The 16562-nt window shown below is 66.5% G+C and carries 18 protein-coding genes; 6 read left to right on the top strand and 12 right to left on the bottom strand.

From position 1 onward, the window contains the following. Positions 1 to 13: 13 nt before the first annotated feature. The 3 genes from RQG82_RS15580 to fdxA are packed head-to-tail and all read right to left on the bottom strand — an operon-like array spanning position 14 to position 1509. Entirely contained in the window at positions 14 to 643 is a 630-nt protein-coding gene (locus tag RQG82_RS15580) for a superoxide dismutase (protein WP_311259904.1), read from the bottom strand. A gap of 21 nt (positions 644 to 664) precedes the next feature. After that, a complete protein-coding gene (locus RQG82_RS15575; RefSeq protein ID WP_311259903.1) occupies positions 665 to 1186 on the bottom strand; it encodes a flavin reductase family protein in 522 nt (173 codons plus the stop codon). Beyond that, entirely contained in the window at positions 1183 to 1509 is a 327-nt protein-coding gene (gene fdxA / locus RQG82_RS15570; RefSeq protein ID WP_311259902.1) for a ferredoxin, read from the bottom strand. Before fdxA ends, RQG82_RS15575 begins: the two co-directional genes overlap by 4 nt. A 79-nt stretch (positions 1510 to 1588) precedes the next feature. On the opposite strand from fdxA, the gene soxR reads away from it, so the two are divergent. Next, positions 1589 to 2071: a redox-sensitive transcriptional activator SoxR gene (gene soxR, locus RQG82_RS15565; RefSeq protein ID WP_311259901.1), complete on the top strand. Its 483-nt coding sequence runs from the start codon at positions 1589 to 1591 to the stop codon at positions 2069 to 2071. Between the two features lie 19 nt (positions 2072 to 2090). Here soxR and RQG82_RS15560 read toward each other — a convergent pair whose 3' ends face one another. The 6 genes from RQG82_RS15560 to RQG82_RS15535 form a co-directional block, all read right to left on the bottom strand. Further along, positions 2091 to 4337 (bottom strand): glycoside hydrolase family 3 N-terminal domain-containing protein, encoded by a 2247-nt coding sequence (locus RQG82_RS15560; RefSeq protein WP_311259900.1) that lies wholly within the window; start codon positions 4335 to 4337, stop codon positions 2091 to 2093. Then, positions 4337 to 5464, bottom strand: a complete 1128-nt coding sequence (locus RQG82_RS15555) for an ABC transporter permease (protein WP_311259899.1) — start codon at positions 5462 to 5464, stop codon at positions 4337 to 4339. The genes RQG82_RS15560 and RQG82_RS15555 overlap by 1 nt, the downstream gene beginning before the upstream one ends. A gap of 1 nt (position 5465) precedes the next feature. Further along, the gene (locus tag RQG82_RS15550) at positions 5466 to 6554 is read right to left on the bottom strand and encodes an ABC transporter permease (protein ID WP_311259898.1); all 1089 of its coding nucleotides are present in this window, start codon (positions 6552 to 6554) and stop codon (positions 5466 to 5468) included. Beyond that, positions 6551 to 7357, bottom strand: coding sequence for an ATP-binding cassette domain-containing protein (locus RQG82_RS15545; protein ID WP_311259897.1), 807 nt, complete (start codon positions 7355 to 7357; stop codon positions 6551 to 6553). Before RQG82_RS15545 ends, RQG82_RS15550 begins: the two co-directional genes overlap by 4 nt. After that, positions 7354 to 8178, bottom strand: a complete 825-nt coding sequence (locus tag RQG82_RS15540) for an ABC transporter ATP-binding protein (RefSeq protein ID WP_140035920.1) — start codon at positions 8176 to 8178, stop codon at positions 7354 to 7356. The genes RQG82_RS15545 and RQG82_RS15540 overlap by 4 nt, the downstream gene beginning before the upstream one ends. A gap of 71 nt (positions 8179 to 8249) precedes the next feature. Continuing rightward, entirely contained in the window at positions 8250 to 9917 is a 1668-nt protein-coding gene (locus RQG82_RS15535; protein WP_311259896.1) for an ABC transporter substrate-binding protein, read from the bottom strand. 166 nt (positions 9918 to 10083) lie between these two features. On the opposite strand from RQG82_RS15535, the gene RQG82_RS15530 reads away from it, so the two are divergent. Together RQG82_RS15530 and RQG82_RS15525 are read left to right on the top strand one after the other, a co-directional pair. Beyond that, entirely contained in the window at positions 10084 to 10731 is a 648-nt protein-coding gene (locus RQG82_RS15530; protein WP_311259895.1) for a TetR/AcrR family transcriptional regulator, read from the top strand. 10 nt (positions 10732 to 10741) lie between these two features. Next, positions 10742 to 11956: an amidohydrolase gene (locus RQG82_RS15525; protein ID WP_311259894.1), complete on the top strand. Its 1215-nt coding sequence runs from the start codon at positions 10742 to 10744 to the stop codon at positions 11954 to 11956. 22 nt (positions 11957 to 11978) lie between these two features. Here the strand turns inward: RQG82_RS15525 and RQG82_RS15520 are convergent, their stop codons facing one another. The 3 genes from RQG82_RS15520 to moaA all read right to left on the bottom strand — a co-directional run bounded on the left by RQG82_RS15520 (position 11979) and on the right by moaA (position 14206). Further along, positions 11979 to 12461, bottom strand: coding sequence for a HEPN domain-containing protein (locus RQG82_RS15520; protein WP_311259893.1), 483 nt, complete (start codon positions 12459 to 12461; stop codon positions 11979 to 11981). Then, on the bottom strand, positions 12458 to 13054 hold the full coding sequence (locus RQG82_RS15515) for a helix-turn-helix domain-containing protein (protein ID WP_311259892.1): 597 nt from the start codon (positions 13052 to 13054) through the stop codon (positions 12458 to 12460). Before RQG82_RS15515 ends, RQG82_RS15520 begins: the two co-directional genes overlap by 4 nt. Positions 13055 to 13120: 66 nt before the next feature. Beyond that, a complete protein-coding gene (moaA, locus tag RQG82_RS15510) occupies positions 13121 to 14206 on the bottom strand; it encodes a GTP 3',8-cyclase MoaA (protein WP_311259891.1) in 1086 nt (361 codons plus the stop codon). Between the two features lie 365 nt (positions 14207 to 14571). On the opposite strand from moaA, the gene RQG82_RS15505 reads away from it, so the two are divergent. The 3 genes from RQG82_RS15505 to RQG82_RS15495 all read left to right on the top strand — a co-directional run bounded on the left by RQG82_RS15505 (position 14572) and on the right by RQG82_RS15495 (position 16531). Continuing rightward, positions 14572 to 15174 carry a hypothetical protein gene (locus RQG82_RS15505; protein ID WP_311259890.1) on the top strand — a complete coding sequence of 201 codons (603 nt, stop codon included), beginning with the start codon at positions 14572 to 14574 and terminating at the stop codon, positions 15172 to 15174. A gap of 98 nt (positions 15175 to 15272) precedes the next feature. Then, entirely contained in the window at positions 15273 to 15737 is a 465-nt protein-coding gene (locus tag RQG82_RS15500; RefSeq protein ID WP_311259889.1) for a hypothetical protein, read from the top strand. A 350-nt stretch (positions 15738 to 16087) separates the two neighbouring features. Further along, on the top strand, positions 16088 to 16531 hold the full coding sequence (locus RQG82_RS15495; RefSeq protein WP_311259888.1) for a hypothetical protein: 444 nt from the start codon (positions 16088 to 16090) through the stop codon (positions 16529 to 16531). The last annotated feature ends 31 nt before the right edge of the window (positions 16532 to 16562 follow it).

Below are 16562 nucleotides of genomic sequence, written 5' to 3'. Positions count from 1 at the left end.
CTGTTCGGGAGGGTCAGCGGGCGACGATGAGCCCTGCGGTCTTCTCCTGCACTGCCTGGAACCGACGCTGCACGTCGGACCAGTTGACGAGCTCCCAGAACGCCTTGACGTAGTCGGCGCGCACGTTGAGGTAGTCGAGGTAATACGCGTGCTCCCAGACGTCGAGCTGCAGCAGCGGGGTCACGCCGAGGGGCGCATTGCCCTGCTGGTCGAACAGCTGGAAGATGACCGGACGCGCTCCGACGCTGTCCCACGCGAGCACGGCCCAACCAGAGCCCTGCACACCGAGCGCGGTCGCCGTGAAGTGGGCGCGGAACGCGTCGATCGAGCCGAACGCGTCGGTCAGTGCCGCCTCCAGCTCGCCCTCGGGGTTGCCGCCGCCGTCGGGCGACAGGTTCTCCCAGAACACCGAGTGGTTGATGTGGCCGCCGAGGTTGAACGCGAGGTCCTTCTCGAGCTTGTTGACTGCGGTGAAGTCACCCGATTCGCGCGCGGCGCCCAGCTGCTCGAGCGCGGTGTTGGCACCGGTCACGTAGGCCTGGTGGTGCTTCGAGTGGTGGAGCTCCATGATCTTGCCCGAGATGTGCGGGGCGAGCGCCGAGTAGTCGTACGGCAGCTCGGGGAGGGTGTACGGAGTGGTCATGATGTTCCTTTCGGTGGGGCTTCAGCTCTGGTCGTGGGGCAGCGTGTGGAATCGGCGGTCGAGGTAGACGAGCGGTCGGCCCGGCCGCCCGAGCAGCACCTCGTCGATCTCGGCGATCACGACGGTCGAGGAGCCGACGGCGACCGTCGACATCGTGTGACCGCGCATCGCGGCGCGCGCCTCGGCGAGGTAAGGCTCGCCGGTCGGAAGGGTGCTCCACCCCTGTTCGGGGGTGAAGCGGTCGGCGCCGCTCACCGCGAAGCTCTGCGCGAGCGCGGAGTGCTCGTCGTCGATCAGATGCACCACGAACGACTCGGCGTTGAGGATCGACCCCGCACTGCCGGTCGCTCTCGTGACTGAGAACACGATCGCGGCGGGGTCGACCGCGACGGACGCGACGCTGGATGCTGTGAGCCCGACCGGGCCGTCGGGGGTCATCGCGGTGATGATGGCGACACCGGCCGGGTGCGCGCGGAACGCGGCCTTGAGTCCTTCACCGACCGCGGAGGGGACCGGCGCTGCGGGGTGCTGCTGACTGCTCATTCAGGTGCCTCCTGGGGCGGAAGGGCTGCGATGGTCGGGTGGTCGCGCTCGATGATGCCGAGCTTCGCGGCGCCACCGGGTGAACCCATCTCGTCGAAGAACTCGACGTTGGCCTTGTAGTAGTCCTGCCATTCTTCCGGCAGGTCGTCTTCGTAGTAGATCGCCTCGACGGGGCAGACGGGTTCGCACGCACCGCAGTCGACGCATTCGTCGGGGTGGATGTACAGCGAGCGCTCGCCTTCATAGATGCAGTCAACCGGGCATTCGTCGATGCACGCACGATCCTTGACATCGACGCAGGGAAGGGCGATCACGTAGGTCATAGGGTGGCGGTCTCCGTTCGGGTCACGGTTGCAACCGTATGACCTCAAGTACACTTGAGGTCAAATCGAGGAGGTCGCGATGAGCGCAGACACCGACACCGACCGCGGCGTCCACGGTCCCGACGAGCCGCTGACGATCGGCGAGATGAGCAGGCGAACCGGGGTCGCCCCCTCAGCCCTGCACTTCTACGAGAGCCTCGGCCTCATCGCCTCGACCCGCACGGCGGGCAACCAGCGCCGCTACGCCCGCCACATGCTGCGACGGGTCTCGCTCATCACGGTGGCGAAACGCCTCGGCATCCCGCTCGCCGACGTGCAGCACGCGTTCGCCGACGTTCCGCTCACCCAGACGCCGAGCCACGAGGACTGGCAGCGCGCGTCACGACGCTGGAAGCGCGAGCTCGAGAAGCGCCGCGAGGGCATCGAGCGTCTCGAGCGCGAGCTGACCGGATGCATCGGCTGCGGCTGCCTGTCGATGAAGGCGTGCGGTCTGCTCAACCCGGGCGACACCCTCAGCAGCCAGGGCGCGGGCCCGCAGCGCCTCCGCGACGAGGACGCCTGAGCGCCCTCGTCGCAGAAGATCACGCGACGGTGAACGCCGCGCTCAGCAGCACCTCGTCACGCGAGCTGGGGCCGACGAGCAGCTCGAACGCGCCGGATTCGACGCGACGGATGCCGGCGGCATCGACGATCGAGCACTCCGCGACAGCGAGCTCGAGGCGCACTCGTGCCGACTCCCCCGGCGCCAGATCGACCTGACGGTAGGCCTTGAGCTCCCTGTCGGCCCAGCTCACACTCGTGATGGAGTCGCGCACATAGACCTGCACCGTCTCGCGCACCGGACGCGCACCGGTGTTCGTCACCGTCACCTCAGCGGCGATCGTATCGTCGAAACCCAGCGTCGTCGACGCGAGCGAGAGCTCGCCGTACGAGACCGTCGAGTACGACAGCCCTTCGCCGAACGCCCACGCCGGGGCCTGGGTGAGGTCGGCGTAGCGGTCGCCGTGCTGGCCGCGGATCTGGTTGTAGTACGTGGGCTGCTGGCCGACGTGACGCGCGAACGAGATCGGCAGTCGCCCTGACGGCTCGACCGTGCCCGAGATGATCTCGGCGATCGCGCGACCGCCCTGCATGCCCGGGTTCGCGGCCCAGATGACGGCCGCGGCCTGCGACACGGATGCCGGCAGCACGAGCGGCTTCGAGGCGAGCAGCACGACCACCACGGGCGTGCCCGTCGCGATCACAGCGTCGAGCAGGGCGTTCTGCCCGCCGATCAGCTCGAGTGTCGCGGTCGAGCGGCCCTCACCCACGAGTTCGATGCGGTCGCCCACGACGGCGACCACGACGTCGGATGCTGCCGCCGCAGCCACAGCCTCCGCGATCAGCGTCTCGTCGGGTGCACTCGGCACCACGACCGAGGGCCGCGGCTGTCCGTCGGGGAACTTCGCGCCCCGAGGGTCTTGCTCGAGGGTGAGGATGTCGGCGCCGCGCGCATGCGCGACCGACCACCCCTCGACGCCCGCGAGGCCGTCGAGCACGGTGGTGATCATCTCGCGCGGCTGTCCGTCGAGCCACCCGGCCTGACCCGAGCCACCGGCCCAGTCGCCGAGCTGCGTCTGGGCGTCGTCGGCGAGCGGCCCGACCACGGCGACCTTCAGGGGCGCTGTGGCGTCGAGCGGCAGAGTCCCGTCGTTCTCGAGAAGCACGATCGAGCGGCGGGCGGTGTCGAGGTTGAGGGCGGCGTGCTCGGCACTGCCGACCACGGCATCCAGGTCGTCCTGCGGCAGCCGCGGGTCTTCGAACAGCCCGAGCTCGAACTTCAGGGTGAGGATGCGCGCGACGGCGTCGTCGAAGGCGTCCTCGGCGAGGAGCCCGTTCGACACCGCCTCGAGTGCGCCCTCGAAGAAGCCCGGGGTGTTCATGACCATGTCGTTGCCGGCGCTGACGGCAGCGGCCGAGGCGTGCGCGTAGTCGGGCTGCACGTGCTGCTCCCACACCATGCGGCCGACGTTGTCCCAGTCGGTGATGAGGGTGCCGGTGTAGCCCCACTCGCCGCGCAGCACGTCGCTGAGCAGCCAGTCGTTGACCGTGATCGGCACGCCGTCGGTGGTCTGGTAGCCGAGCATGAACGTGCGGCATCCTTCGCGGGCCACCCGCTCGAACGGCGGCAGGAACCACGACCGCAGCTTGCGCCGCGAGATGTCGGCCTCGCTCGCGTCGCGCCCGCCCTGCGTCTCGGAGTAGCCGGCGAAGTGCTTGGCCGTCGCGAGGATCGCAGTCGGGTCGTCGAGGCCGTCGCCCTGATACCCGCGCACCATCGCCGAGGCGAGCTCGCCGATCAGGAACGGGTCTTCACCGAACGTCTCGTCGATGCGACCCCAGCGCAGATCGCGCGCGATGCACAGCACCGGCGAGAAGGTCCAGTGGATGCCGGTCGCCGCGACCTCGACCGCGGTGGCCCTCGCGACCTTCTCGACCAGCTCGGCATCCCACGTCGCCGCCATGCCGAGCTGCGTCGGATAGATGGTCGCGCCGGGCCAGAACGAGTGGCCGTGGATGCAGTCCTCGGCGACGAGCAGCGGGATGCGCAGCCGGGTCTGCGAGGTCAGCTCGTTCGCCCGGATGATGCGCTCGGGCGAGGTGTGCAGGATCGAGCCGACATGCTTGCCGAGCACGTGGTCGTCGAGGTCGTCGCGGGCGTCGAGCTGCAGCATCTGCCCGATCTTCTCCTCGGCCGTCATGCGGTCGAGGAGGTCGGCGACGCGCGCCGCGATCGGCAGTTCGGGGTCGAGGTAGGGCAGGGATTCGGTCAGGGTCTGAGAGGTCATCACTTCGAGTTCTGTGTCTTCGTGTTCTGTGTCTTCGTATGGTTCGTCATATCGGTCTCGGCGCTCTGCACGGTACCCGAGTCGGTCGTCTGCACGCTGCGCACCGCCGTCACGGGGTCGTTCACGTCGAGCCCCTTCTTCTTCATCGCGCGGGCCCGCTCGCCCGCCGACCGCAGCCTCGGGTTGACGTACTCGTCGATGCCGAAGTTGATGAGCGACAGGGCGACGCCGATGATCGCGATGCAGAGCCCTGCGGGCACGTACCACCACCACAGCCGCGGGAACGCGCCGTTCTGCTGCGCCCAGAACAGGATCGTGCCCCAGTTGAGGTTGCTCACCGGGATCACGCCGATGAAGGCGAGGGTGGTGAGTCCGAGGATGGCCGCCGTGACGGTGCCGACGAAGCTCGACGCGATCAGCGCCATGAGGTTCGGCAGCATCTCGACCGTGATGATGCGGTGCAGCGGTTCGCCGTTGGCGCGCGCGGCCTGGATGAAGTCGCGGTTGCGCAGCGACATGGTCTGCGCCCGCAGCACGCGCGCACCCCATGCCCAGCCCGTGAGCCCGAGCACCGCGGCGATCACGATGAGCGGCGGATTCTCGAACTGCGACGCCACGATGATGATCAGCGGGATGCCGGGGATCACCAGGAACACGTTCGTGAGGGCCGAGAGCGACTCGCTCTTCCAGCCGCGCACGTATCCGGCGATGACGCCGATCGTGATGGCGATGATCGTCGCGATGATGGCCGAGAGGAAGCCGACCACGACGACGCCGCGCGTGCCGAAGATGAGCTGGCTGAGCACGTCTTCACCCATGTGGGTGGTGCCGAGCCAATGGTCGAGCGAGGGCGGCTGCCGCAGCGCCGTGCGGTCCTTCTGCGTGGGGCCGTAGGGCGCGAGCAGCGGCGCGAAGATCGCGATCAGCACGAACACCCCGAGGATGATCAGGCCGGCGATCGACTTGGGGTTGCGGAACATCGCGAACGAGTGCGCGAGCTGCGACCAGAACGTCTTGCGGCCGGGCGCGCCGTCGCCCGCGGTGCGGAACGTCGCGGTCTCCGGCATCCCGGTGGGGATCGTGCTGCCGTCGGGTGCCGTGGTGTCGGTCGAGGTGGGAACGCTCATGTCAGGCCTCCGTCTGGCGCGTGCGCGGGTCGAGGTATGCGTAGACGATGTCCGCCAGGATGTTGGCGACCAGCACCGACAGCGTGATCACCAGGAACACGCCCTGCATGAGCGCGAAGTCCTTCGCATTGGTGGCGTCGAGCAGCAGCTTGCCGACGCCCGGGTAGCTGAAGACCATCTCCATGACGATCGTGCCACCGACGATGAAACCGATCGAGAGCGCGAAGCTCTGGATCTGCGGCAGCACCGCGTTGCGCGCGGCGTACGCCCACAGAACGCGCTTGTTCGGCATGCCCTTCGCCTGCGCGACCGTGATGTAGTCCTCGTCGAGCACCGTGAGCATCATGTTGCGCATGCCCAGCATCCATCCGCCGAGCGACGCGATGATGATCGTGAGCGCCGGCAGGGTGCCGTGCATGATCACCTGACCGATGAAGTCGAGACTCCACTCAGGCGACTGGCCCTTGTCGTAGGCGTGCGACGACGGGAACCACTTGAGCGTCGACGAGAAGATCGCGATGGCGATCAGACCCAGCCAGAAGTACGGGATCGTGTTGAAGAACGTCGTGATCGGGATGAGCGCGTCGAGCTTGCTGCCGCGCTTCCAGCCGACGATCGCGCCGCCGACCGTGCCGAGCGCGAACGAGATGATCGTCGCGATTCCGACCAGGCCGAGGGTCCACGGAAGAGCGGATGCCAGCACCTCGGTCACCGGCCGCAGACCGTGCAGCGTCGAGATGCCGAGATCGCCGCGGAACAGCATCGCCCAGTAGTCGATGTACTGCTGCCACATCGACTTGTCAGTGTCGATGCCGAGCAGGATGCGCAGCGAGTCGGCGGCCTCGGGGCTGACGTTGCGGTTGCGGGCGAGGTACGAGCTGACCGCATCGCCCTTCATGAACCGCGGCAGGAAGAAGTTGATCGTGATGGCCGCCCACAGGGTGAACAGGTAGAACCCGGCGCGTCCGGCGAAGAAACGCCAGGGCACGAGAGCTCGTCCCTTCTGCGCGGTGGTCGCGGTCGTGCCGACCTCGAGGGCGTCGCGCTGTTCGTCGTCGATCTGACCCAGATCAGGGGATGCGGTGGTCACTGTGCACCTCCGTGCGAGCCGGGCGTCGCGAAGTGCTTGTCGGGGTCGGGAGACGCCGCCCGCAGCTCGCGCGTGTAGGGGTCCTGCGGGTTGAGGATGACGTCGTCTGCGTCGCCGTACTCGACGACGCGACCCTGGTTGAGCACCATGATCTTGTCGCTGAAGTGCCGCGCGGTCGCGAGGTCGTGGGTGATGTAGAGCACGCCGAGTCCCTCTTCCCGCTGCAGCTCGGCGAGCAGGTTCAGCACCCCGAGGCGGATCGACACGTCGAGCATCGACACGGGCTCGTCGGCGACGAGCAGAGACGGGCGGGATGCGAGCGCGCGGGCGATGGCGACGCGCTGACGCTGACCACCGGAGAGCTCGTGCGGACGCCGGTCGATCACGGCATCCGCGTCGAGGCGCACGCGCTCGAGCAGCCGGCGCACCTCGGCCTCGGTCTCTTTCTTGGGCACCACGTCGTCGAGCCGGATGGGGCGCTCGAGGTGGTATCTGATCGAGTGATACGGGTTGAGCGAGGCGAACGGATCCTGGAAGACCATGCGCAGCTGCTGGCGGTACTTCCGCAGACCCTTGCCCCGGCGGGGAATGGGCTTGCCGTCGAGCCGCACCTCGCCCGATGTGGGCGTCTCGAGCTGGGTGAGGATCTTCGCGATGGTCGACTTGCCGCTGCCCGACTGGCCGACGAGACCGATGGTCTGGCCGGAGTTCAGGGTGAAGCTGACTCTGTCGAGCGCCTTGAGCTGACCGGCTCCTCTGACGTTGTAGACCTTGGTGACATCGGCGAACTCGAGAGTCGTCATCGGGTCAGCACTCCTCTCGCACCGGTGAGACGGGGGAACGAAGACAGCAGGGTCTTCGTGTAGTCGTTCTGCGGGTTCGTCCAGATCTGCTCGGCGGAGGCGAGCTCGACGATCTCGCCCTCGCGCATGATCGCGATGCGGTCGCTGATCTCGAGCAGCAGTGGCAGATCGTGGGTGATGAAGATCACCGAGAAGCCGAACTCGTGACGCAGCTGCGAGATCTGCTTGAGGATCTCGCGCTGCACCAGCACGTCGAGAGCCGTGGTCGGCTCGTCCATCACCATCAGCTGCGGACGCAGGGCCAGGGCCATCGCGATCATGACGCGCTGACGCATGCCGCCCGAAAGCTCGTGCGGGAACGAACGTGTGCGCTGACGGCCGACCTTGACGATCTCGAGCAGCTCCTCGGCCTCGGCCCTGCGCTGCTTGCGATTCATGCCGGGGCGGTGGATCTCGAACACGTCCTCGAGCTGCGAGCCGATCGTCGCGACCGGGTTGAGTGCGTTCATCGCACCCTGGAACACCATCGACACCTTGTCCCAGCGGAACTTCTGCATCGCATCGACGTCGAGGGCGTTGATGTCGACATCGACACCCGATGCATCGTGGAAGGTCACACTGCCGCCCGCGATCACGGCGGGGGCGCGCAGCAGACGCTGCACGCCGTACGCGAGGGTGGTCTTGCCGCATCCGCTCTCGCCGGCGAGACCGAGGATCTCTCCTCGCTGCAGTTCGAGCGTCACGTTCTTCACCGCCTCGACGGGCGGATCGACGTCGTACACGACAGAGAAGTCGCGCACGGTGAGCAGGGGTTCTGACATGAGGGGTCCTTCGTCGGTCGGGAGGTCGGTGGGAGGGGCGGATGCCGTGACATCCGCCCCTCCGTGACTGCTTACTCGGCCGGCTTCAGCTTCGTGAGGATCTGCACGATGTTCTGCTGAGTCGGGTCGCCCGAGGCATACGGGTCCTCCTCCGAAGGCCACCCGACGTAGTTGCGGGTGTTGTACTCGCCGAGCAGCGGGTGCGCGCCGAGCGGGATCGCCGGGACCTGCTCGACGAAGATCTGCTCGAGCGTCGTGATCGCCGCGGTGCGCTCGTCATCGGACGACGCGTTGGCGTAGGTGTTCAGCGCCTCGGTCGCCACCGGGTCGTCGAAGCGTCCGAAGTTGAATCCGGCGATGCCCTCGGGCGAGATCCAGCGCGGGTCCATGGTCGACGTGTAGAGGCCGTAGGCCGTGCCGCTGTCTTCGAGCCAGTGGATGATGGCCGAGAACGAGCCGTCGTCGCGGGGTCCTGCCCAGCCGCCCCAATCGGGCATGTCGATCTTGACCTCGGCGCCGATCGCCTCGGTGATGTCTTCGGCGATGAGCTCCTGCGCCGTGTTCCAGTCGCTCCAGCCCGAGGGCACCGAGAGCGTGAACGAGACGGGCGTGCCGTCGGGGTCGATCAGCGCGTCGTCCTTCCAGGTGTATCCGGCTGCTTCGAGCAGGTCGCGAGCCTTCTCGGCGTCGACCGAGTACTCCTGGCCCTGGAACTCGGGCTGGATCTCGTCTTCGAGGATCGACGAGAGTCCGGTCACCGACCAGACCGGCTCGCTCGCTCCTTCGCGGGCGATGTCGACGTATGCGTCGCGATCGATGACCCAGGCGAGCGCCTGGCGGAACGCCACGTCGTCGAACGGCTTCTGCTGCAGGTTCATGAACAGCGTCGCAGAGCCGGTGGTCGGGGCCACGAAGAACTTGTTGTGCTCGGGGTCGGCGTCGAGGAACTGCTCCTGGATCTGCGGGATGAACGCCTGAGCCCAGTCGGCCTCGCCCTGAGCGAGGGCCGTGGTGAGCGCGGTGTTGTCGCCGTACGAGACGTAGTGAAGCTCGGGAACCGCGAGGTCACCACCCCAGTAGTCGTCGCGGGCCTCGAGCGTGACCGATTCGGTCGACCAGTTCGAGAGCGCGTAGGGGCCGGTGCCGACCAGGTCGTCGCCCTTGACGGGGTCGGTGGCCGGCTCGTCGAGGTTCTCCCAGATGTGCTTCGGCACGATCGGCACGTGCAGCACCCGGGCCTGGTTCACGTACTTCGACTCACCGAAGTTCAGGGTGACGGCGTCACCCTCGACGGTCGCGCCCTCGAACTTGAGGCCGGCGGTGTCGAGCTCGGGAGTCGAGACGAGTTCGTAGGTGAAGACGATGTCGTCGGCGGTGAAGGGCTCGCCGTCGCTCCAGGTGACGTCCTTGCGAGGCACGACCGTGAGTGCTGTGTAGTCGTCGTTCCACTCGATGCTCTCGGCGAGCCAGGGGGTGACCCCGCGGTCGCCGGTCTGGTTCACGAGGCCGAGGGTCTCGAAGATGACCTTGCCGTAGCCGTACTTCGACGCCGACGAGTCGCCGACGTAGGGGTTGTTCGACTCGGTGGTGATCGCGCCGTCGGGCTTGGCGATCGTCAGGGCCGCACCACCGGCTCCGCTGTCTGCGTCGTTCGATCCACCGGCTGCGCAGCCGGCGAGGGCCGAGACGCTGAGGGCGGAGATCGCCGCGACAGCGATCATGGACTTTCTGAGCTTCATTGCTTCTCCTTGGGCACGGGTCGTTGTGCTGTGTGGCTGTCGGTGCTCGGGCATCCGACCTCATTCGCTTACTGGCGAGAAAGTAAGCTGGTGCGAGGTTACTCGTTGGTAAGTAGAGTTGGCAAGTACGATCCAGTGCAGGCTTCCGTGCAGAAGAGGATGGACCATGTCGAAGGATGCTGTCGCCCACACGTCCGTCCGGCCTGCCACCCGCGAGAAGCGGGAGCAGATCCTCAAAGCCGCCGTCGAGATCTTCGGCAACAAGGGTTCGACGAACGGCACGCTCGCCGACGTCGCAGAGCAGGTGGGCATCACCCACGCCGGCGTGCTGCATCACTTCGGCTCGAAGCAGAAGCTGCTTCTCGAGGTGCTCGCCTACCGCGATCAGGCTGACGTCGCAGAGCTCGCCGAGAAGCACATCCCCGGAGGGCCGGAGCTCTTCCTGCACCTCGTGCGCACAGCAGTCGCGAACGAGCGACGCCCCGGCATCGTGCAGGCCTACACCGTGCTGTCGTCGGAGTCGGTGACCGACAACCACCCCGGTCGCGACTACTTCGAAGACCGCTACACGACCCTGCGGCGCGAGGTCACCGATGCGTTCCACCTGCTGTGCGCTCAGGAGGGCGTGACAGAGCCCGACACCGTGGCCACCGCCGCAGCCAGCATCCTCGCCGTGATGGACGGACTGCAGCTGCAATGGCTGCTGCACCGCGATGTCTTCGACCTGGGCGAGGCGAGCGAGTTCGCGATCCGCTCGATCGTCAACGGCGTGCTGCACCCCGGACCGGCACTGGAGTCGTACCGCCACGACTAGGCTCGGGGCCATGACGATCGACCTCGAAGCGCTGTACACAGACCTGCACCAGCACCCTGAACTGTCGTTCCAGGAGACGCGCACCGCCGGCATCGCCGCCGGTCATCTGCGGGATCTCGGCCTCGAGGTGCACGAGGGCATCGGCGTCACCGGCGTGGTCGGCATCCTGCGCAACGGCGAGGGCCCGGTCGTCTGGGCACGCGCCGACATGGACGCGCTGCCCGTCGGAGAAGAGACCGGCCTCGCCTATGCCAGCACCGCGACCGGCATCGATCCCTCCGGCAACACCGTGCCCGTCATGCACGCCTGCGGTCACGACATGCACGTCACCGCCATGATCGGGGCCGTCGAGAAGCTCGTCGCCGAGAAGGCCGACTGGTCGGGCACCGTGGTCGTGCTGATCCAACCCGCCGAGGAGTACGGAGCAGGATCCCGCGCCATGCTCGACGCCGGCCTCCGCGACCTCGTGCCGCACCCCGACGTCGTGCTCGGTCAGCACGTCACTCCCCTGCCCGCCGGCACGATCGGCGTGCGCCCCGGCACGCAGATGGCGGCATCCGATGGACTGACCGTCGTGCTGCACGGACGCGGCGGACACGGCTCGCGTCCGCACTCGACGATCGACCCCGTCGTCATGGCCGCGGCGACCGTCATGCGGCTGCAGACCATCACCTCGCGAGAGGTCGACCCGCGCGACGTCGCCGTGGTGACAGTCGGCTCGATCCACGCAGGCCTCAAGAACAACATCATTCCCGCAGAGGCGAAGCTCGAGCTGAGCCTGCGCTACCCGAACGACGAGATGCGCGACAAGGTGCTCTCGAGCGTCGAGCGCATCGTGCGCGCCGAGGCTGCGGCATCGGGAGCAGAGCGCGAGCCCGAGATCCGCACCGACCACACGCTGCCCCCGACGATCAACGATGCGGATGCCACCGCGCGCGTCACGTCGGCGCTGCAGCGCGCGCTCGGCGAGGCGTCGGTCATCGACCCCGGCATGTTCACCGGCAGTGAGGACGTCTCGTGGTTCGCCCGCGACACCGGGGCGCCCCTGGTGTTCTGGTTCTGGGGCGGAATCGACGCCGCGAAGTTCGCTGAGTCAGCGGCGGCCGGCACCCTCGACAAGGACATCCCGACCAACCACTCGCCGTTCTTCGCGCCCGAGATCCACCCGACGATCGAGGTCGGCGTCACCGCGCTGTCGGCGGCTGCGCGCGAGTTCCTCGACTGAGCCGGCAGGAGGTGGCCGTCCGTCAGCGCCGGTACGGCGGCAGCGTACCGACGAGCCGCGCCGAGAGGTCGATCATCAGGCCTGCCGCAGCGGCGGCCGCGTCGACGTCATCCGCTGTGATCTCCGGCGTATCGAAATCCGGATACTCGCTGTCGTTCCTCATTCGCCGCATCCAGTCGAACGGTTTGATCTTCGCCCCCAGCGGCGGGTCGAACTGCGCCATGGCAGCCTCGTAGACCGCCAGGTGCCCGCCCCGGGACGTAGGCCTGAGCCCCTGCACGGCGAGGCACGCGGTGAGCGACTTGCGTGCAGCGTCGTATGCCGACGTAAAAGCCTGGTCGGGATCATCGTCTCGAAGCGTCGCCGCCGACGCGACATGCCTCCGGGCACGCTCGATGAGCAGTTCGGCGTGCTCGACATTCGCCGCGACCTGCTCGAGGTGCTTCTTCTCCAGAAGAGCATCGATGGCGAGTCGACCCGTCTCCCGCCTCAGTAATCGATTCACGGAGCCTCCGACTCACTCTCGACCCGCAGCCTCACGAGCGGTCGATCCTTGACCGTGCGGAGGAAGGGCTCGTCTGCGTTCTGCCAACGCTCGGAGCTGACCACCCGCATGTTGACCTCTCGACCGAGTCGCGCCTCTGCTGCCGATGCTGCTTCTTGGATCTCGACCCGATCGGGACTGCCCACGACCAGAACGTCGATGTCTTGGGGGTCGGCGCCAGCCTCTCCACTCATGCGCGCAGCCCAAGAACCATAGACATAAGCTTCCTCGACCCCACCGACATCGGCGAGGAGCTCCGGAAGCACCACGCGGGGACCATACGCATACTCGATGATCTCTCGAACGGGGCGATAGAGCGGATGCTCGCGGTTCGCTCGGATGTAGCGATTGCGACCCGACCTGCGCTGGGTCAGAAACTCCGCCGTGACGAGCCGTTCGATCTCGCGATGCACAGTGGGCATCGATCCCCCGACCTCGGCCGCGATCTCCGTCACAGTGCGCTCTCGATCGGGCGCGAGCAGAAGGAGCGCGAGAAGGTGGCCTTGAAGATCAGATCGCAGCAGGGGCGAGATCACCGGCACGGATGCTTTCACATTTTGTATTAAAACAAACATTTTGTGAAAACATAAGGGCCGAGTTCACTGTCGCCGAGCGCTGCCTCAGCCGCCGATCGCGTTCATGCCGCGGGCGGGCTGCAGGAATGACGGGTCGTTGATCGCGTGCCCCGGCAGCTTGCCGTGCACGCATGAGCGGAGCATGTCGGCGATCCCGCCGGCACGCCGGTCGGGCTCGGATGCTCCTTCGCCGCGCAACACCCCGATCAGGTCGTATTCGGCGTTGGAGAACAGGCAGTTGCGCAGCTGACCGTCGGCGGTCAGCCGCAGTCGGTCGCACGCGCCGCAGAACGGTGCGGTGACCGAGGCGATCACGCCGACCTCGTGCGGCCCGCCGTCGATCCGCCACTTCTCGGCCGGCGCACCGCCGCGACCGGGAACGGGCTCCAGGCTCCACCGTGCGCTGAGCTTCTCGAGGATCTCCTCGCGCGTGACCATCGAGTTGCGATCCCACGTGTGCCCGGCGTCGAGCGGCATCTGCTCGATGAAGCGCAGCTGCGCACCGACCTCCATCGCGAACGCCACCAGTTCGGGAAGCTCATCGTCATTCACGCCGCGCATCGCGACGGTGTTGAGCTTGAGCGGACGGAGCTCGGATGCCGCCGCTGCCGCGATGCCCTCGAACACGTCGTCGATGCGATCGCGCCGAGTGAGGTCGGCGAAGCGCTGTCGATCGACCGTGTCGATGCTGATGTTCAGGCGCGTGAGTCCGGCGTCGATCAGATCCGGGAGCTTCTTCGCGAGGCTGATGCCGTTGGTGGTCATCGCGACCTCGACGGGGCCGTCCTCGCCCTCGATCGCGGAGACCCGACGCACGACCTCGACGATATCGGCGCGCAGCAGCGGCTCACCGCCGGTGAGGCGGAAGGTGCGGATGCCGAGGGATGCGGCGACCTGTGCCACCTCGACGATCTCGTCGGTCGACAGGATGCTGGTGCGCGCGAGCCATTCGTTGCCCTGCTCGGGCATGCAGTACGTGCAGCGCAGCGAGCAGCGATCGGTCAGCGAGATGCGCAGGTCGCGGTGCACCCGGCCGTGCGTGTCGATGAGGCCCTGCGATGCGGGCGCTGCATCAGCTGCGATCGCGGGATTCGGCGAGCGCACACCGATCACGACCGGCACGGCCGTCATCGCAGTCTCCCTCTCCCCGACATGTTCCGAGACTACCCGCGCGTGCGGCACGGGGGTCCGCACCGCCGGGAGCACCGGCATATTGCCAGGTCTCCACGGGGTGCCAGACGGTGCTGACTTCTCTGGTCGCCCGCGTCACCGGCGTCTCACTTAGGCACGCTCTACCGAAATGTATTGCGAACACCCCATCTGAGACGCCCAACACGGCGTGATGAGTTCGTGAGATGGGCCGAGGGAAGCGTCTCACGAACCGATCCCCAAACGGACAACCAGAACACCGCCTCGGCATGTCCCCCGAAGGGCCTACAGACAGCTGAGTTCGGCGCCCGCGATGCTGAGGGGACCTAGTCGATTGGAGAACCAACATGAGGTTTCGAACTCTCGCCAGCGGAATCGCCACGGCAGTCATTACCGTCGGCCTGCTCAGCGGGCCGACGGCTGCAACGGCAGAGGTTGATCCCTCGCCGACACCGGGCAGCGAGTCTTATCCTACTGAGCCGTACGTGAACGAGTACGGATTTACGTTCGATCCGTCGAACCCATTCGTAGATTCCAACAGCACTGGCCTGTCATCGACGCCGGCTTCCGGAACGGCCGCTCGAGGGGCGATTCAGGCGAACCCCTACGGTTGCCTGGGGCTGACTGAGAACGTCCACAAGAGCAACGGTATGGTCTCGCTTCATGCGCGTACTCATTCATGCTCGGCTGCCCCTGCGGAGATCGTCGTCTCGCCGGAGATCGTGAAACTCGGCCTATTCGGTGTGTGGCACAGCCTCGGTTCAACCCCGACGAGCTCCGCAGGAAAGGGTAAGAAGTCCCTCGATGGGAACAAGAAAATCGTCTGCGCCGACTACGGCTTCCAGACCTATCGCGGTAACGCATACCACCGCGTGCTCATCTCGGGGACGAACTATGTCGCTCAGACGTCGAGCCTGAATGAGTCTCGACTGGGATGCAACGCAAACTAGTTGTGCTGCTGGTTGGTCTGGGGCTCGTCGCTGTAGCCTGCGCAGCGTGCGCCCCCGACCAACCACAGCCCACGCCGTCGCCGACCCCCGGAGAAGACATGTCGTTTCAGGCCCTGCGAGACCTGCCCGAACATCCCCCTGCGCTCCTCGTCGAGGGCGAAACAATCGACCCGTACATGGTTGACTGGCGAACCGGTCAAGAACAGCGAGTTACGCCGGCAGAGAGCATCAATGGAGTGCCACAAATCAAAGCCGCTAACGCGGAAGAGATCCGCGCGGACCTCATCAACACCGCAACTCCATCAGGACTCACAATCGGCGTCTACCCCGGCAGCCTCATCGAGATCGATCCGACGGTTCCGCCTGAGATTACCTACGACTGTTTGGCGGCTGAACCCTGCCCCCTCACGATGGCAGCAGAAACGGGAACGGTACCCCTCCAGTCACTGATTCCCGACACACAGAGCCCGGCCGTGTTCGTAATAACCGCGACCTACTTCGCTGAGAGCGCCGGCACACCTTTTGCGAACACACTGGCATGGGTCTTCGAGCTCACCCCATGACCCAACAGTCCATCCGACCGGCTTGGAGACGCTAGTCATCCCTCCGAGCCGATCCCTTTACGGTCATCTACTTCGTCGACTCTTCCCTTCCCTCTTGCTCGCCCCCCGAGACCTGGATAGCTTGAACCCATATTCAGTGTTGAGGCTCAGGGGGAAACATGACCAGATTTCGGTCAGCTCTAATCGGGACTGGAGCTCTGGCACTGGTCGCAGCGACATTGGCGCCACTATCGGCTGATCATGCAGGGGCCGCACCTGGCGCTGCTTCGGGTGTCGCAGCCCAGGCAACACGCACACCGACTGCTGAGGAGATCGCGGCCCTCGACCAAGCTGCGGCGAAGAGTGGTGAGATGCCGTGGGCAGTTGAGTTCTCCTATGCCGTCGATCGTGTCAAGGAGGCGTTCCCGGACGATTTCGGTGCCGCTGAAGTGCACGCGGATCAGGCCTCTGGATGGATCGCCTTCGAAGGTGCTATCCCCGGCGACGCAAGGGAGGTAGTCGCGAACCTGCCTGGGGTCGAACTGCGGGGTGACCTCGGGATGAGCGAAAAGGACATATCCACGGCGGTAGATCTGATCTTCAATTCACTTCTGCAGACGCACGGCAGCGACTTCTATATCGCGGTCGTTCCGATGCCGGGGGACCATGAGATCGTCGTCGAGTACGCACAGTCGGAGACGGCGCGTGCGTCCACAGACAGCATCGAAGAGTCGATGCGGTCTGCCACGAAGGCGATCGAGCTCGGCGGATTCACCCTTCGTGCCGAAGCTGTCAACGAGGGCATGACGGAATAGCTTCTTCAGCACGGCGGGGTGCTTGAATACG

It is taken from the genome of Microbacterium sp. WCS2018Hpa-9 (assembly GCF_031843745.1).
Lineage (GTDB): Bacteria > Actinomycetota > Actinomycetes > Actinomycetales > Microbacteriaceae > Microbacterium.
Note: the sequence above shows the minus strand (reverse complement) of the source record. Positions and strands in the feature narration are given on the sequence as shown.

Coding starts and splice junctions, on each gene's coding strand:
- RQG82_RS15495 (WP_311259888.1), top strand. CDS start 16,088: ATGCCGTGGGCAGTTGAGTTCTCCTATGCCGTCGATCGTGTCAAGGAG.
- RQG82_RS15580 (WP_311259904.1), bottom strand. CDS start 643: ATGACCACTCCGTACACCCTCCCCGAGCTGCCGTACGACTACTCGGCG.
- RQG82_RS15540 (WP_140035920.1), bottom strand. CDS start 8,178: ATGTCAGAACCCCTGCTCACCGTGCGCGACTTCTCTGTCGTGTACGAC.
- RQG82_RS15525 (WP_311259894.1), top strand. CDS start 10,742: ATGACGATCGACCTCGAAGCGCTGTACACAGACCTGCACCAGCACCCT.
- moaA (WP_311259891.1), bottom strand. CDS start 14,206: ATGACGGCCGTGCCGGTCGTGATCGGTGTGCGCTCGCCGAATCCCGCG.
- RQG82_RS15545 (WP_311259897.1), bottom strand. CDS start 7,357: ATGACGACTCTCGAGTTCGCCGATGTCACCAAGGTCTACAACGTCAGA.
- RQG82_RS15500 (WP_311259889.1), top strand. CDS start 15,273: ATGTCGTTTCAGGCCCTGCGAGACCTGCCCGAACATCCCCCTGCGCTC.
- fdxA (WP_311259902.1), bottom strand. CDS start 1,509: ATGACCTACGTGATCGCCCTTCCCTGCGTCGATGTCAAGGATCGTGCG.
- RQG82_RS15535 (WP_311259896.1), bottom strand. CDS start 9,917: ATGAAGCTCAGAAAGTCCATGATCGCTGTCGCGGCGATCTCCGCCCTC.
- RQG82_RS15560 (WP_311259900.1), bottom strand. CDS start 4,337: ATGACCTCTCAGACCCTGACCGAATCCCTGCCCTACCTCGACCCCGAA.
- soxR (WP_311259901.1), top strand. CDS start 1,589: ATGAGCGCAGACACCGACACCGACCGCGGCGTCCACGGTCCCGACGAG.
- RQG82_RS15555 (WP_311259899.1), bottom strand. CDS start 5,464: ATGAGCGTTCCCACCTCGACCGACACCACGGCACCCGACGGCAGCACG.
- RQG82_RS15505 (WP_311259890.1), top strand. CDS start 14,572: ATGAGGTTTCGAACTCTCGCCAGCGGAATCGCCACGGCAGTCATTACC.
- RQG82_RS15530 (WP_311259895.1), top strand. CDS start 10,084: ATGTCGAAGGATGCTGTCGCCCACACGTCCGTCCGGCCTGCCACCCGC.
- RQG82_RS15575 (WP_311259903.1), bottom strand. CDS start 1,186: ATGAGCAGTCAGCAGCACCCCGCAGCGCCGGTCCCCTCCGCGGTCGGT.